Source organism: Ferrovibrio sp. (genome assembly GCF_964218355.1).
Lineage (GTDB): Bacteria > Pseudomonadota > Alphaproteobacteria > Ferrovibrionales > Ferrovibrionaceae > Ferrovibrio.
Map to the genome: position 1 here is coordinate 386,028 of NZ_CAXPMC010000009.1, position 13,032 is coordinate 399,059.

The 13,032-nt window shown below is 66.8% G+C and carries 14 protein-coding genes; 8 read left to right on the plus strand and 6 right to left on the minus strand.

What is annotated here, in order from left to right:
* The first annotated feature begins 73 nt into the window (after positions 1-73).
* The 7 genes from ACEQZY_RS05935 to ACEQZY_RS05965 all read left to right on the plus strand — a co-directional run bounded on the left by ACEQZY_RS05935 (position 74) and on the right by ACEQZY_RS05965 (position 6,995).
* Positions 74-874 carry a YdcF family protein gene (locus ACEQZY_RS05935; RefSeq protein ID WP_341705550.1) on the plus strand — a complete coding sequence of 267 codons (801 nt, stop codon included), beginning with the start codon at positions 74-76 and terminating at the stop codon, positions 872-874.
* Positions 875-1,149: 275 nt separating this feature from the next.
* Complete coding sequence (locus ACEQZY_RS05940; RefSeq protein ID WP_341705831.1) at positions 1,150-2,130, plus strand: lytic murein transglycosylase; 981 nt, start codon at positions 1,150-1,152, stop codon at positions 2,128-2,130.
* An 84-nt stretch (positions 2,131-2,214) separates the two neighbouring features.
* Positions 2,215-3,228 (plus strand): septal ring lytic transglycosylase RlpA family protein, encoded by a 1,014-nt coding sequence (locus tag ACEQZY_RS05945; RefSeq protein WP_370152970.1) that lies wholly within the window; start codon positions 2,215-2,217, stop codon positions 3,226-3,228.
* A 1-nt stretch (position 3,229) separates the two neighbouring features.
* The gene (locus tag ACEQZY_RS05950) at positions 3,230-4,393 is read left to right on the plus strand and encodes a D-alanyl-D-alanine carboxypeptidase family protein (protein ID WP_341704065.1); all 1,164 of its coding nucleotides are present in this window, start codon (positions 3,230-3,232) and stop codon (positions 4,391-4,393) included.
* Entirely contained in the window at positions 4,390-5,067 is a 678-nt protein-coding gene (gene tmk / locus ACEQZY_RS05955; RefSeq protein WP_341704066.1) for a dTMP kinase, read from the plus strand. Before ACEQZY_RS05950 ends, tmk begins: the two co-directional genes overlap by 4 nt.
* Complete coding sequence (locus ACEQZY_RS05960) at positions 5,064-6,197, plus strand: DNA polymerase III subunit delta' (RefSeq protein WP_341704067.1); 1,134 nt, start codon at positions 5,064-5,066, stop codon at positions 6,195-6,197. The genes tmk and ACEQZY_RS05960 overlap by 4 nt, the downstream gene beginning before the upstream one ends.
* 27 nt (positions 6,198-6,224) lie before the next feature.
* Positions 6,225-6,995, plus strand: coding sequence for a Crp/Fnr family transcriptional regulator (locus ACEQZY_RS05965; RefSeq protein ID WP_341704068.1), 771 nt, complete (start codon positions 6,225-6,227; stop codon positions 6,993-6,995).
* Here ACEQZY_RS05965 and ACEQZY_RS05970 read toward each other — a convergent pair.
* Genes ACEQZY_RS05970 through ACEQZY_RS05995 form a run of 6 tightly spaced genes read right to left on the minus strand, consistent with a single transcriptional unit; the run spans position 6,988 to position 11,483 of the window.
* Positions 6,988-7,767 (minus strand): alpha/beta fold hydrolase, encoded by a 780-nt coding sequence (locus ACEQZY_RS05970; protein ID WP_370152973.1) that lies wholly within the window; start codon positions 7,765-7,767, stop codon positions 6,988-6,990. The two genes, ACEQZY_RS05965 and ACEQZY_RS05970, sit on opposite strands and share 8 nt — an antisense overlap.
* 10 nt (positions 7,768-7,777) lie before the next feature.
* Entirely contained in the window at positions 7,778-8,158 is a 381-nt protein-coding gene (locus ACEQZY_RS05975; RefSeq protein WP_341704070.1) for a hypothetical protein, read from the minus strand.
* Positions 8,159-8,167: 9 nt separating this feature from the next.
* Entirely contained in the window at positions 8,168-8,539 is a 372-nt protein-coding gene (locus ACEQZY_RS05980; RefSeq protein ID WP_370152975.1) for a MaoC/PaaZ C-terminal domain-containing protein, read from the minus strand.
* Between the two features lie 12 nt (positions 8,540-8,551).
* Positions 8,552-10,051, minus strand: a complete 1,500-nt coding sequence (locus ACEQZY_RS05985; protein ID WP_370152977.1) for a long-chain fatty acid--CoA ligase — start codon at positions 10,049-10,051, stop codon at positions 8,552-8,554.
* 23 nt (positions 10,052-10,074) lie between these two features.
* Entirely contained in the window at positions 10,075-10,851 is a 777-nt protein-coding gene (locus ACEQZY_RS05990) for an enoyl-CoA hydratase/isomerase family protein (protein WP_341704073.1), read from the minus strand.
* On the minus strand, positions 10,848-11,483 hold the full coding sequence (locus ACEQZY_RS05995) for a TetR/AcrR family transcriptional regulator (RefSeq protein WP_341704074.1): 636 nt from the start codon (positions 11,481-11,483) through the stop codon (positions 10,848-10,850). The genes ACEQZY_RS05990 and ACEQZY_RS05995 overlap by 4 nt, the downstream gene beginning before the upstream one ends.
* Before the next feature lie 312 nt (positions 11,484-11,795).
* Between ACEQZY_RS05995 and ACEQZY_RS06000 the strand changes: the two genes are divergently transcribed.
* Positions 11,796-12,992 (plus strand): substrate-binding domain-containing protein, encoded by a 1,197-nt coding sequence (locus ACEQZY_RS06000; protein ID WP_370152979.1) that lies wholly within the window; start codon positions 11,796-11,798, stop codon positions 12,990-12,992.
* Positions 12,993-13,032 lie beyond the last annotated feature (40 nt).

Sequence of the window (13,032 nt, forward strand, 5' to 3'; positions counted from 1 at the left end):
AAATTTACCATTTGTGCCGGCATTGTCATCCCCGGGCACGTTGTTCTGTGCGTACAGCCTGCAAGCAGGGGTCATGTCGGTTCTGCTCGGAAAAATCCTGTGGTCGCTGTTCAACCCCGGCAGCATCCTGTTCGGCCTGCTGGTGGCGGCCTTGCTGCTGTCCTGGTGGTCGGTCACCCGCCGCTGGGGTCGGCGGCTGGGTATGGCCGTGCTGGCGGTGATCGGCATCCTCGGTATTCTGCCGGTTGCGGACTGGGCGATCAGGCCGCTGGAAGAATATTACCCGGTGCCGGAACTGCCGGCGCAGGTCGATGGCATCATCGTACTGGCCGGTACGGAACAGCCTTCCATCAGCAATGCCCGGCAGCAGTTCCAGACCAGTGACGGCGACCGGCTGATCCACTTTGTGGCCTTGGCACGCCGCTATCCGCAGGCACGGCTGCTGTTCGGCGGCGGCGGGTTGCGTCAGCGGGAGACCGATCCGACCGAGGCGACCGTGGCACGCGAGGCCCTGCTGGCAATGGGATTCGATATCAGCCGCATCCGTTTCGAGGATCGCTCGCGCAACACGATCGAGAATGCGGTTTACGGCCGGGACATGATGCAGCCGCAGCCCGGCGAAACCTGGCTGCTGGTCACCTCGGCCAGCCACATGCCGCGAGCGGTGAACTGCTTCCTGTCAGTCGGCTGGACCGTGCTGCCCTATCCGGTGGACTACCAAACCGGATACCCGGCCGGATTCGGGTTCCGGCCCCTGGGGACGCTGGCCGGTCTGAACTGGATTGTCCGGGAATGGGCGGGACTGGCCGGATACTGGCTGATGGGACGCACCCAGGACCTGCTGCCGCCGCGCAGCCTGGCGCCCGCCGGCTGATGGCTGGGGCGGCGGAATTGTCACAGGCGAAGGCTTGGCCATGGCGGCGGGGCTGGGGTAACACCGCTGACAGACAGCAGCGACGGAGTCGGAGAACGGATATGGGTGGCATGCGGTTCGGATGCATTGCTCTGGTGCTTGGCGTGGTGGCTGCCTGCGGCGCCCGCCCATCGGGACAGCCGGCCAGTGCGCCGGGGTCGACCCCGGCGCCGGCGGCATCATCTGCGGCAGAGCCCGCCGGCAGCACGGCCCAGACGGCCGTCGCCCCGGCAGCCGTGAGCGCGCCCGCGGCCGAGACGGTCTCGTTCGACCGCAAGGCCTTTGACGAATTCCTCGCCGGCGTGCGCAGCGAGGCCCTGCAGAAGGGCATCAAGGGCAGTGTCGTCGACACGGCGCTGGCCGGTGTCGAGCCGGTGATGCGGATCATCCAGCGCGATCGCAGCCAGGCCGAGTTCAAGCTCGATTTCGCCACCTATCGCGACCGGGTGATCACGCCGGCCAATGTGGCGCGCGGACAGAAGCTGCGCGATGAAGACCAGACCCTGCTGCGGCAGGTGGCCGGCCGGTACGGCGTGCAGCCACGCTTCATCCTTGCCATCTGGGGCATTGAAACCCGCTACGGCGCGGTCAAGGCGGATGTGCCGTTGTTCCATTCGCTGGCCACGCTGGCCTATGACCGCCGCCGCTCGAGCTATTTCCGCAACGAACTGTTTGCCGCCCTCACCATGCTGGACCGCGGCTATATCGATTACCCCAGCATGAAGGGGTCCTGGGCCGGCGCGATGGGACAGCCTCAGTTCATGCCGTCCAGCTACCTGGCCTATGCCGAGGATTTCGACGGCGACGGCCGGCGCGACATCTGGGGCAACCGGGCCGATGTCTTCGCCTCGATCGCCAATTACCTGGCCAAGCATGGCTGGACCACGGCCCAGACCTGGGGGCGGGAGGTGAAAATCCCGCCCGGGCTGCAGGCCCGCCTGGGCGATTTTGCCCGCGAAGGGAAATCCGGCTGCCGCGCCATCGACCAGATGACCCGCGACCTGCCGCTGGCCGAATGGGAGAAGCTCGGAGTCCGGCGCACCGATGGCGGCGAACTGCCCAAGGTGCAGATCACCGGAGCCCTGGTGCAGCCCGACGGGGCCGGCGGGCCAGCTTTCCTGGTTTACGGCAATTACCGCGCCATTCTCCGCTACAATTGCGCGCACCATTATGCCCTGACGGTCAGTCTCCTTGCCGATCGGCTGGGAGATGGTTAATATGAACAAAATATAGCCATGCCGAGCCATCGACACGCCATCCCTAGTTGTTCATGGGGGGATCAGGGGGGAGCCCGATCCGTCATGTCTCGTCGTGGCCGGCTGCTGGCCGTGCTGCTGCTGGTCGTGACCGGCCTTGGCGGCTGCGCCGAAACCGCGCTGGTCAACCACACAGCCAAGTCGGTATTGCGTAACGACGGCCCTCCGGCCCAGGGCGGCGCACGGGGCGGCATCTACAAGGTGGGTAATCCCTACCAGATCAATGGCGTGTGGTATTACCCGAAGGAAGACCCGGGGTACGATGAGACCGGCATCGGTTCGTGGTATGGCGAGCAGTTCCACGCCAAGACCACCGCGAATGGCGAAACCTTCGACATGAACGAAGTGACGGCGGCGCATCCGACCCTGCCGATGCCGTCGCTGGTCCGGGTCACCAATCTCGAGAACGGCCGCTCGATTGTCGTCCGCGTCAATGATCGCGGGCCCTATGCCAATGGCCGCATCATCGACCTGTCGCGGCGCTCGGCGCAGCTGCTGGGCTATGAGCGGCAGGGCACCGCCAAGGTGCGCGTGCAGTATATCGGCCCGGCGCCGCTGGACGGCGATGGCGGCCGGATGCTGGCGGCAGCCAATGGCGCCAGCCACGAAAATCCGGCCGCAGCACCGCGCGCCGAGGTCTCTGCCGAGGCGCTGCCGCCGCCGCCAGGTGCCAAGGGCAAGACCACCAGCGTGGCGAAGCCGGCCGAACCGCCGCCTTCGGCGACGCAGATCCTGGCGGCGCAGAACCGCGCCGGTGGCGGCGCGCCGGTCGCAACCGCAACGGAAACCGATCTCGCGCACCAGACGGTCGATGTCGGCCCGGCCCGAGGCGGCCAGATTTTCGTTCAGGTCGGCGCCTTCTCGCTGCACGAGAATGCCCACAAGCTGGCGGCGCGGCTGTCGCTGATCGGCCCGGTGGGCGTCAGTTCGACCTTCGTCAACCGGCAGGAATTTTTCCGGGTGCGCCTGGGCCCGTATAACCAGGTGGCGGGAGCCGACCAGGCCCTGCAGCAGGTGCTCAACAGTGGAATGACCGATGCGCGTATTGTTGTGGAGTAGGATGGCGGTTGCGGCTGTTGCCGCGCTGCTGTCGTTTGTCGTCGTGGCGGCTCCGGCCCGGGCCCAGCTGGGGCAGGTGGAAACCGCCGGCCGCCAGATGATCGTGATGGATCACGATACCGGCGCGGTGATCTACGAAAAGAACGCCGACGACCTGATGCATCCCTCGTCGATGTCCAAGCTGATGACCGTCTATGTGGTCTTCAGGATGCTGGCCGAAGGCAAGCTGCATATGGACGACGCCTTCCCGGTCAGCGAGAAGGCCTGGCGCATGCAGGGCTCGAAGATGTTCGTACATGTGGGCGACCGCGTGAAGGTTGCTGACCTGCTGCGCGGCGTGATCGTGCAGTCGGGCAACGATGCCTGCATCGTGCTGGCCGAGGGTATCGCCGGCAGCGAGGAAGCTTTCGCCGAACTGCTGAATGCCGAGGGCAGGCGGATCGGGCTGACCCACAGCACTTTCCGGAATGCGTCCGGCTGGCCCGATCCGCAGCATCTGACCACCGCGCGCGACCTGGCGCGGCTCGCCCGCCACCTGATCGGCGATTTTCCGCAGTATTACAGTCTCTTTGCCGAAAAGGAATTCACCTACGGCATTGATGTCACCAGCAAGAAGCCGATCACCCAGGGCAACCGCAATCCACTGCTGTACAAGGATATCGGTGCCGATGGCCTGAAGACCGGCCATACCGAAGAGGCCGGCTACGGCCTGACCGCCTCGGCAAAGCGTGGCAACCGCCGGCTGATCCTGGTGATCAACGGCCTGAAAAGCATGAACGAGCGGTCCCGCGAATCCGAACGGCTGCTGGAGCTGGCCTTCAGCCAGTTCGACAATATCCGCCTGTTCAGTGCCGGCGCCAAGGTGGACGAGGCCGATGTCTGGCTCGGCTCGCTGGCCAGGCTGCCGCTGATGATCGACCGCGACCTGATGATGACCGTGCCGCGCATGAACAAGGGCAGCGTCAAAGTCGTCGTGAGCTACGACAACCCGATCCCGGCGCCGATTGCCAAAGGCACGCCGGTGGCGACCCTGAAGGTCACCAGCGAGGACCGCATCCTGGCCGAACTGCCGCTGACCGCCGGCGCGGACGTGCAGCAGCTGGGCTTCACCGGGCGCATCGGCGCGGCGATCAGCTATCTGCTGTGGGGCGCGGGCAAGCAGTGACCGCACCGCGGGGCCGCTTCGTCACGCTGGAAGGCGGCGAGGGCGCCGGCAAGTCCACCCAGATCGGCAGGCTGGCGGAACGGCTGGCTGCCGCTGGCCTTGATGTCGTTACCACACGGGAGCCGGGTGGTACCCCGGGTGGCGAGGAAATCCGCCGCCTTCTGGTGACCGGCGAGCCCGGCCGCTGGGATGCGATGACGGAAACCCTGCTGCATTACGCGGCGCGTCGCGAGCATGTCGAAAAGACGGTGAAACCGGCCCTGGCCCGCGGGGCCTGGGTAATCTCCGACCGTTTTGCGGATTCCACCATGGCCTATCAGGGTTGTGCCGGCAGCGTCGGACGCGATGCCGTGCGCGCCTTGCACAGGCTGGTGCTGGGCGATTTCGCGCCGGACCTGACTGTCATCCTCGACCTGCCGGTGGAACTCGGCCTGCAGCGGGCCAAAGGCCGCCAGGCCGCGACAGCGTCGGCTGCTGCCGCCGAGGATCGTTATGAACGGATGGGCAGCGCCTTTCACGAGACCCTGCGTCAGGCCTTTCACGAAATCGCGGCGGCCGAACCGCAGCGGTGCCGCCTGATCGATGCAACCGGCGACGCCGACGCGGTGGCGGTCCGGATCTGGGACGCGGTGGCCGGCCATTTCGGTGCCGCCGTCGCGGGCAATGGCCGATGAGCGGATACGATCCGCAGCAGGCGGCCAGCTGGGGGCCGCGTCACACGCCGGTGCTCCACGGCCATGACGAGGCGGAGGCGACGCTGCTGGAAGCCTGGGCTTCGGGCCGGCTGCCGCATGCCTGGCTGATCACCGGCCCGCGCGGCGTGGGCAAGTCCACCCTGGCTTTCCGGTTCGCCCGTTTCCTGCTGGCCAATGGGCCGGCCGGCAGCCGCGACGAGGGCCCGAACCTGTTCGGCGATGCGCCGGTTTTGCCCGACACGCTGGCCATCCCCGAGGACCACCCGGTATTCAGCCGCATTGCCAGCGCCGGCCATGCCGACCTGATCACCGTCGAGCGCAGTTTTGACGAGAAAGGCGACCGCTGGCGCGGCGATATCGTGGTGCAGGATGTGCGCGCGGTGATCGACCGTTTCGGCAAGACGGCGGCCGAGGGCGGCTACCGCGTCTGCATCGTCGATGCCGCCGACGACATGAACACCAATGCCGCCAACGCGCTGCTGAAGATTCTCGAAGAACCGCCGCCGAATGCCGTGCTGCTACTGGTCAGCCATGCGCCGGGCGGCCTGCTGCCGACCATCCGCTCCCGCTGCCGGCGGCTGGCGCTGAAGCCGCTGGAGGATGCCGCGCTGGTACCGGCACTCGACCGGCTGCTGCCCGATCTCGATGCCGCCGAGCGGCGCGGCCTTGCCGTGCTGGCGGAAGGGGCGCCGGGCCGTGCCGTGCTGCTGGCCGGGCAGGGGGGGCTGAAGCTGCTGCATGGCCTGCTGGAGATGATCGGCCAGCTGCCGAAGCCGGATATTGCAAAGCTGCATGCCTTCGGTGACGCCCTGGGCCGCGACCGCAGCGGCGCCGGTTTCCAGGTGATGGGCGAACTGTTCCGCTGGTGGCTGGCCCGGCTGGTGCGGGCGGCGGCCGGCGACCGGATCGGCGGTCCGGGCTGGGCCGAAATCTTCCCCGGCGAGACCGCGCTGGCCCGGCGGCTGGCCGGCTGGCAGACGCCGGACCGCTGGGCCGAGGACTGGGAGCAGGTCGGTCGCTTGCTCGACCGCGGGGAATCGGTCAATCTCGACCGGAAGCAGATGTTACTCAACCTGTTTGCCATGCTGGGGCGGGCTGCGGCCCGCTAGGCGGGCGGCAGGCTGGCGGGGATTCAGATGGCGGAGCAATCCGGAAAAGCGGCTGCCGGCGGCGGCCGGGCCAAGGCGGCCGGCGCATTGCAGGGCCCCGACACGCTCGAGCGGATCGGGCTGCTGTCGGATCTGAGCCCGGCGGCGCGGGCGGAGGTGGAGCGCGCCTGCCAGTGGCGCCGCTTTGCCAATGGTGAGCAGATTCTCGACCGCAACAGCGACAGCCGCGATGTCTATTTTGTCGTCGACGGCAATGTCGAGGTGGTCAATTACTCCGGTAATGGCCGCGAGATTTCCTATGCAGTGGTGCCGGCCGGCGGCTATTTCGGCGAACTGTCGGCCATCGACGGCGAGCGCCGCTCCGCCAGCGTTGTCGCGCAGGGAACCTGCCGGCTTGCCGCCCTGCCGCCCAAGGCCTTCGAGGCCCTGCTGGCACGCGAGCCCGCCGTGGCGCTGAAGGTGATGCGGCGGCTGGCCGGGATCATCCGCGCCAGCAACGAACGCATCATGGACCTGGCCACGCTGGGGGCAATCCAGCGCGTTTATCGCGAGCTGCTCAAGCTGGCCCGTCCCGACCCGGTCAGTTCCGGCGGCTGGATGATCTATCCGATGCCCAAGCAGCACGAGATCGCCCGCCGTGCAGCCACCACCCGCGAGACGGTGGCCCGCGTGCTGGCCAACCTGCTGCATGGCGGGCAGATGACCCGGCGCGACAAGACCTATTACCTGACCGACCGCGACGTGCTGGAACAGGCGATCGTCCGCCTCGATGTGCGTCAGGGCCCCGTCATCAGCTGACGAAATCCGACAGGGCGGCATTGAAGGCCGCCGGCATCTCCAGATGCGGTGCATGGCCGGCGGCCGCCAGGCAGTGTCGGCGTGCGGCCGGAATCCCGGCTTCCAGCCACAGGCTGACCGCAGGATCGTAGAGCTGGCTTTCGCCGCCATGCAGGATCAGGACCGGCATGTCGAGACGCGGCATCAGCGGGCGGTAATCACAGGCCGCCATCGAGGCCCAGAGCGCCGCCATTGCCCCCGGGTCGTTATAGAGAATCTGCGCGGCTGCCCAGTCCTGCAGGGCCGGGTCATGGCAGCCGGACCGCGCGAAGATGCGCGGCACGAAGGCACCGGCATAGGCCGGCCAGTCGGCCTGCATCGCCAGCACGGCTGCCATGCTCTGCGCCATGTCGAAGCCACCGCGGATGCCGAGCGACCAGCCGGTATCGTTGGTGATCTTCGGGGTCATGTCGGCAATCACCAGCCCGCCCAGCGCGGCACTGCCGTGACGGGCAATATAGTCGAAGGCCACCAGCGCCCCCATCGACCAGCCGACCAGCACGGCATTCTGCAGGCCGCGTTCGGCGATCACCCGGTGCAGGGCATCGGCCATGAAGCCGATCGAGAGATCGCCGGTGCGGGCCGGCGAATTCCGGTGCCCGGGCAGATCGGGAAACAGCAGGTGGAAGCGGTCGCGCAAGCCTGCGGCCTGCGGCGCGAAGAAACCGCCATGGCAGGACCATCCGTGCAGGAAAATCAGGGGCCGGCCGCGGCCGGCCTCGGTCACATGCATCGGGGCAACCTCAGGCTCCGACATCCTTCACCAGCACCAGGGCGCGGCCGTGGCAGATCACGGTGCCGGCCGCATCGGTGCAGGTGGTGGCAAGGTCGGCCAGATGCTTGTCCGGCCGCAGCCGGGTGATCTCGACCGTGGCGGTCAGTGCCTGGCCGACCCGGGCCGGCGCCGCGAACTGCATCTCCTGTTTCAGGTAATTGGTGCCGAAGCCGGGCAGTTCGACCCCCAACAGATACGAGAAGAGGGCGCCGATCAGCGGTTCCGGCACCCGGTCGTCGCCATCGGCTGCGATGCTGCCGGCCAGGCTGTGGAAATGGCGGATGTCGCCCGTGGTGAAACTGCGGGTGACGGTGGCGCGGGTGCCGGTCTGCAGGCTGGCTTGCGGCATGGCTGGGCCTCAGGCGATGTGGATGCGGGCTTCGCCGTCGAGGGCGACGGCGCCGTCGGTGATGCGGGTGACGCGGGTCGACAGGGTGCGGCTGCCGCCGTCGGCTGCGGTCTGCAGCACCTCGAAGCGCAAAGGCTCGCCGGCATAGGCGGGATTGGGGAACATCAGGGTCTGTCCGGCCTGCACGGCGCCAGGATAAAGTTTCTGGATCATGCCCCAGAGCACCGTATACAGCAGCATGCCGTGGCTGACGGTACGGCCGAAGCGGGTACGGGCCGAGAAATCCGGGTCGACATGGATCGGGTTGTTGTCGCCGCTGACACCGGCAAACAGGTCGAAGTCGGCCTGGCTCAGGCTGCGGTCTATGCTCAGGCTGGTCATGCGGCCCTCCGGTCAGGCGGTTTTGTGGCTGCGACGCAGCACGTGTTTCTGGATTTTGCCGGCGGCGGTGCGCGGGAAGTCTTCGACGATCTCGATATACTTCGGCACCTTGTAGGCGGCCAGGTTCTGCCGGCAGAAGGCGCGCAGGGCCTCGGCATCGACAGCTTCGCCCGGACGCGGCATCACATGGGCGATGCCGACCTCGCCCCATTTTTCATCGGGCACACCCAGCACAGCGCATTCCAGCACGCCGGGGAAGCGGTAGATGACGATCTCGACTTCCGCCGGGTAGACGTTCTCGCCGCCGGAGATGTACATGTCCTTGATGCGGTCGACGATATAGTAGTAGCCGTCTTCATCCCGGCGGGCGACGTCGCCGCTTTTCAGCCAGCCATCCCTGGTGAAGGCAGCCTGCGTGGCGCTGTCGTTGTTCCAGTAGCCGGGGGTCACGCCGGGGCCGCGAATCTGCAGTTCGCCGGCCTCGCCGTCCAGCAGCGGGCGGTCGTCCTCGTCTGCGATGCGCACCTCGGCCAGAATCTGCGGCTTGCCGACCGAACCGATCTTCGCCTCGGCATGGGCCGAATCCATCAGGAAGACGGTCGGGCCGGTCTCGGTCATGCCCATGCCATTGCAGACCCGCACACCGCGCCGGGCAAACAGGGCGATCATGCTGGCCGGCAGCGGTGCGCCGCCGCAGCCCCAGCTGCGCACGCGGGAGAGGTCGGCGGCGGCAAAGCCGGGATGCAGGCTGAGTGCCTGGTAGATCGCGGGCACACCGAAAAACGCCGTGCAGTCACCGGCGGCAATCATCGCCATCACCGGATCGGGTTCGAATTTGCGCAGAATCCGTATGCAGCCGCCATGCATCAGCATGGGCAGGGTATAGAGATTGATGCCGGCGGTATGGAACAGCGGCAGGAAGTTGATCGTGCTGTCGGTGGAAACGAGATCGATCGCCTGGCCGATATTGATGGCATTGGCACAGGCCATGCCCGGCGTCTGGATCACCGCCTTGGGCTGGCCGGTGGTGCCGGAGGTATACAGCATGTACCAGACACGGTCGGTCGGCCACGCCGTCTCGAAGGCCTGGAAAGCCGTGGCTGTCACGGCCTCCTCGTAACCGGCGAAGGAGAGCAGGGATGTGCCCGCCGCCTGTGCCAGTTCCTGCGCCACGGCGGCATTCTCCGCATCATGGACCAGCAGTTTCGCACCGCAATTCTGCAGGACCGGCAGCAGTTCCGCGGCCGGCTGGCGCCAGTTCAGCGGCACAAGAATGGCGCCGATGCGGCCGCAGGCGAACAGGATTTCGAAAAACGGCACGTGGTTGAAGCACAGGATCGCCACCCGGTCGCCATCGCCGATGCCCTGCCGGTCGAGCCAGGCGGCAAAGCGGCCGGCGCGGTCATGCAGGGCGGCATAGCTGGTGACATGGCCGCTGGCGACATCGATGAAGGCCGGCCGGCCGGGCGTCAGTTCGGCGCGGCGGGCTGCGATGTCGAAAACGATGCGCATGGATATCCTCCGGTCTTTTCCGGTTATGGGGCGCGGCCAAGAAACCGCGCCATGCCGCGATCGGCCTCGTCGGTGGCGATCTGCGCCAGAAAGGTTTGCTTCTCAGCTTCCAGTCCGGCGGCGATGGCGGCGCGCCGCTCCGGCATCAACAGCAAGCGCCGGGTGGCGGCTACGCTGCCGGGCTGCCCGGCGGCAATCGCCTCGCACCAGCCGGCGATGCAAGTGTCGAGGGTATCGGCCGGCACCAGTACGGTGGCAAGGCCAAGCGCCAGCATTTCGTCGGCTGCCACGCGACGGTTCAGCAGCTGGATTTCGCGGGCTTTCGCGGTGCCGATGCGGTCAGGCAGCATTGCCGTCCAGCCGCCATCGGGGCTGAAGCCGACTTCGGTATAGTACGGCTGCAGGAAGACCGCCGGCGTGACTGCGGCGAGGTCGCAGGCCAGCAGCAGGCCAAGTGAGCCGCCGGTGACCGGGCCCTGGATGCGACCGATCACCGGCACCGGCAGGTCGAGCAGGGCGAGGATGACCCGGTTCAGGCCGCCGACCAGGATATCCGCATAGGCGGTGCGGCGGTCGCGCGGCTGTTCGAAGAAGCCGCCGACATCGCCGCCGGTGGAAAAGCTGCGGCCGGCCGCTTCCAGCACCAGCACGCGCAGGCCAGGCTGGGCGGCCGCGAGATCAAGCTCTCTCAGCACTGCGTCGGTCAGGCCGGGCACGAGGCTGTTATGCCGCTCGGGCCGGTTCAGGCGCAGCCGCGCCACCGGACCATCCAGCTCCAGCAGGGCGAGCGGCCCGCTCATCGGTTTCTGGCGGGGGCGGCGGGAAGCAGGCCGTCGGCGATCAGGCCCATGGCGGCGTCGACGATGGGCTCGAGCGGGGTTTTCGGGTCCCAGAGGCCATAGCGCTGGCCGAGGAAGACGGCGATGCCCATCAGCATCCAGGCGCGTACCTCCGTGGTGCTGCCGTTTCGCCCGGCAGCAATCTCGCCGCGTTTTTCCGCTGCCGAAAGGGCGATGCGGTAGGACTTGGCGAATTCGGTGTAATACTGCCGGTAGACCTTCTCGTCGACGAACTGCGATTCCTCGACCACCTTGTAGAGGTCGGGATTGCGGCGCACGAAATCGAGGAAGGCGCGCAGGCCGAGCCGTTCGGCATCGATGCGGTCTGCCGCCGCTGCGGTTGCCTCGGTCAGGTGGTGGCGCAGCATCCGGCCCATATGCAGGACCAGCTCGCGCATCACGTCTTCCTTGCTGCGGAAATAGATATAGAACGTGCCCTGAGCGACCCCGGCCTCGGCCGTGATGGTGCTGACCGACGCCTCGGCAAAGCCGCGGCGGCCGATCTCGCGCTTGGCGGCGTCGAGAATCTTGCGGCGGGTCAGTTCACCGCGGCCGGTTTTCGGCAGCGGCAGGGTGCGTTTCCTCGGGTTCATGTGCAACATGAATCAATTGTCATAATTAGAACTCGCAATCCGGCCTGCCATTGTCAAGCGATGACGGGCAAGAAAGCGTCTTGACTGGTCCTGCGGTCAAAGCTACGAATATCCTAAACATGAATCAACTGTCATGTTTCTGGGCCGGCCATCGTGGGCGGCGGCCCGGCAGCGGCACCGGAACAACCCGGGCCAGAGAGGGAGGAGGCCGATGACGTGCATCTCGCATGCCTGCAATCGCATCTCCGTCGCCGATTCCGGCCGGGTCAGCCCGGCCTTCATCCGTCCGCATTGACGCAAGGGAGAGGACATATGCAGCGCATCACCAAGACGGCGGCGCTGGCCGTCGCACTGATCGCCGGCGGCGCCATGACGGCGCAGGCCGCCGACCTGAAGATCGCCCTGATTGCCGGCAAGACCGGTCCGCTGGAGGCTTATGCCAAGCAGACCGAAACCGGCTTCATGATGGGCCTGGAATACATGACCAAGGGCACGATGACCTGGCAGGGTCGCAAGATCCAGGTGATCGTCAAGGACGACCAGCTGAAGCCCGATCTCGGCAAGTCGCTGCTGGAACAGGCCTATGGCGATGACGAGGTCGACCTCGCGGTCGGCACCACCTCGTCGGGTGTGGCGCTGGCGATGCTGCCGGTGGCCGAGGAATACAAGAAGATCCTGATCGTCGAGCCGGCCGTGGCCGACGCCATCACCGGCGAGAAGTGGAACAAGTATGTGTTCCGTACCTCGCGCAACTCGACCCAGGATGCCTATGCCGGCGCCGCGTCCTTCCCGAAGGACGGCGAGGTGCATATCGCCACCCTGGCGCAGGATTACGCCTTCGGCCGCGACGGCGTGAAGGCACTGAAGGACGCACTGGCCACACTGCGGCCGAATGTGAAGGTGGATTTCGAGGAATACGCCCCGACCCAGACCACCGACTTCACCGCCTCGGCGCAGCGCATGTTCGACGCGCTGAAGGACAAGAAGGGCCGCAAGATCATCGCGATCATCTGGGCGGGTCCGCATCCGCTGCCGAAGATTGCCGACCTCAAGCCGGAACGCTACGGCATCGAGATCGCGCCGGGCGGCAACATCCTGCCGGCGATGAAGCTGTACAAGCCCTATCCGGGCATGGAAGGCGCCATCTATTATTACTACGACTTCCCGAAGAACCCGATGAATGACTGGCTGGTCAAGGAGCATACCAAGCGCTTCAACTCCCCGCCGGACTTCTTCACCGCCGGCGGCATGGCTGCCGCCTCGGCGGCGCTGACCGCGATCAAGCGGGCGGGCGGGTCCAATACCGACAAGCTGATCGCCGCCATGGAGGGCATGGCCTTCGACACCCCGAAGGGCACCATGATCTTCCGCAAGGACGACCACCAGGCGATGCAGCAGATGTACCATTTCCGGGTCAAGAAGGACGGCAAGAGCGACGTTGATCTGCTCGAACTGGTCGAGACGATCCCGGAATCGGCCATGCCGCTGCCGATCCGCAACAAGCGCTGATCCTTGTTCCCGGGCCGGGGCGGCAACTGCGCCGCCCCGG

Excerpts from the sequence above, each read along its gene's own strand:
- ACEQZY_RS05935 (WP_341705550.1), top strand. The coding sequence starts at position 74 with ATGTCGGTTCTGCTCGGAAAAATCCTGTGGTCGCTGTTCAACCCCGGC.
- ACEQZY_RS05945 (WP_370152970.1), top strand. The coding sequence starts at position 2,215 with ATGTCTCGTCGTGGCCGGCTGCTGGCCGTGCTGCTGCTGGTCGTGACC.
- ACEQZY_RS05950 (WP_341704065.1), top strand. The coding sequence starts at position 3,230 with ATGGCGGTTGCGGCTGTTGCCGCGCTGCTGTCGTTTGTCGTCGTGGCG.
- ACEQZY_RS05960 (WP_341704067.1), top strand. The coding sequence starts at position 5,064 with ATGAGCGGATACGATCCGCAGCAGGCGGCCAGCTGGGGGCCGCGTCAC.
- ACEQZY_RS05965 (WP_341704068.1), top strand. The coding sequence starts at position 6,225 with ATGGCGGAGCAATCCGGAAAAGCGGCTGCCGGCGGCGGCCGGGCCAAG.
- ACEQZY_RS05970 (WP_370152973.1), bottom strand. The coding sequence starts at position 7,767 with ATGCATGTGACCGAGGCCGGCCGCGGCCGGCCCCTGATTTTCCTGCAC.
- ACEQZY_RS05975 (WP_341704070.1), bottom strand. The coding sequence starts at position 8,158 with ATGCCGCAAGCCAGCCTGCAGACCGGCACCCGCGCCACCGTCACCCGC.
- ACEQZY_RS05980 (WP_370152975.1), bottom strand. The coding sequence starts at position 8,539 with ATGACCAGCCTGAGCATAGACCGCAGCCTGAGCCAGGCCGACTTCGAC.
- ACEQZY_RS05985 (WP_370152977.1), bottom strand. The coding sequence starts at position 10,051 with ATGCGCATCGTTTTCGACATCGCAGCCCGCCGCGCCGAACTGACGCCC.
- ACEQZY_RS05990 (WP_341704073.1), bottom strand. The coding sequence starts at position 10,851 with ATGAGCGGGCCGCTCGCCCTGCTGGAGCTGGATGGTCCGGTGGCGCGG.
- ACEQZY_RS05995 (WP_341704074.1), bottom strand. The coding sequence starts at position 11,483 with ATGAACCCGAGGAAACGCACCCTGCCGCTGCCGAAAACCGGCCGCGGT.
- ACEQZY_RS06000 (WP_370152979.1), top strand. The coding sequence starts at position 11,796 with ATGCAGCGCATCACCAAGACGGCGGCGCTGGCCGTCGCACTGATCGCC.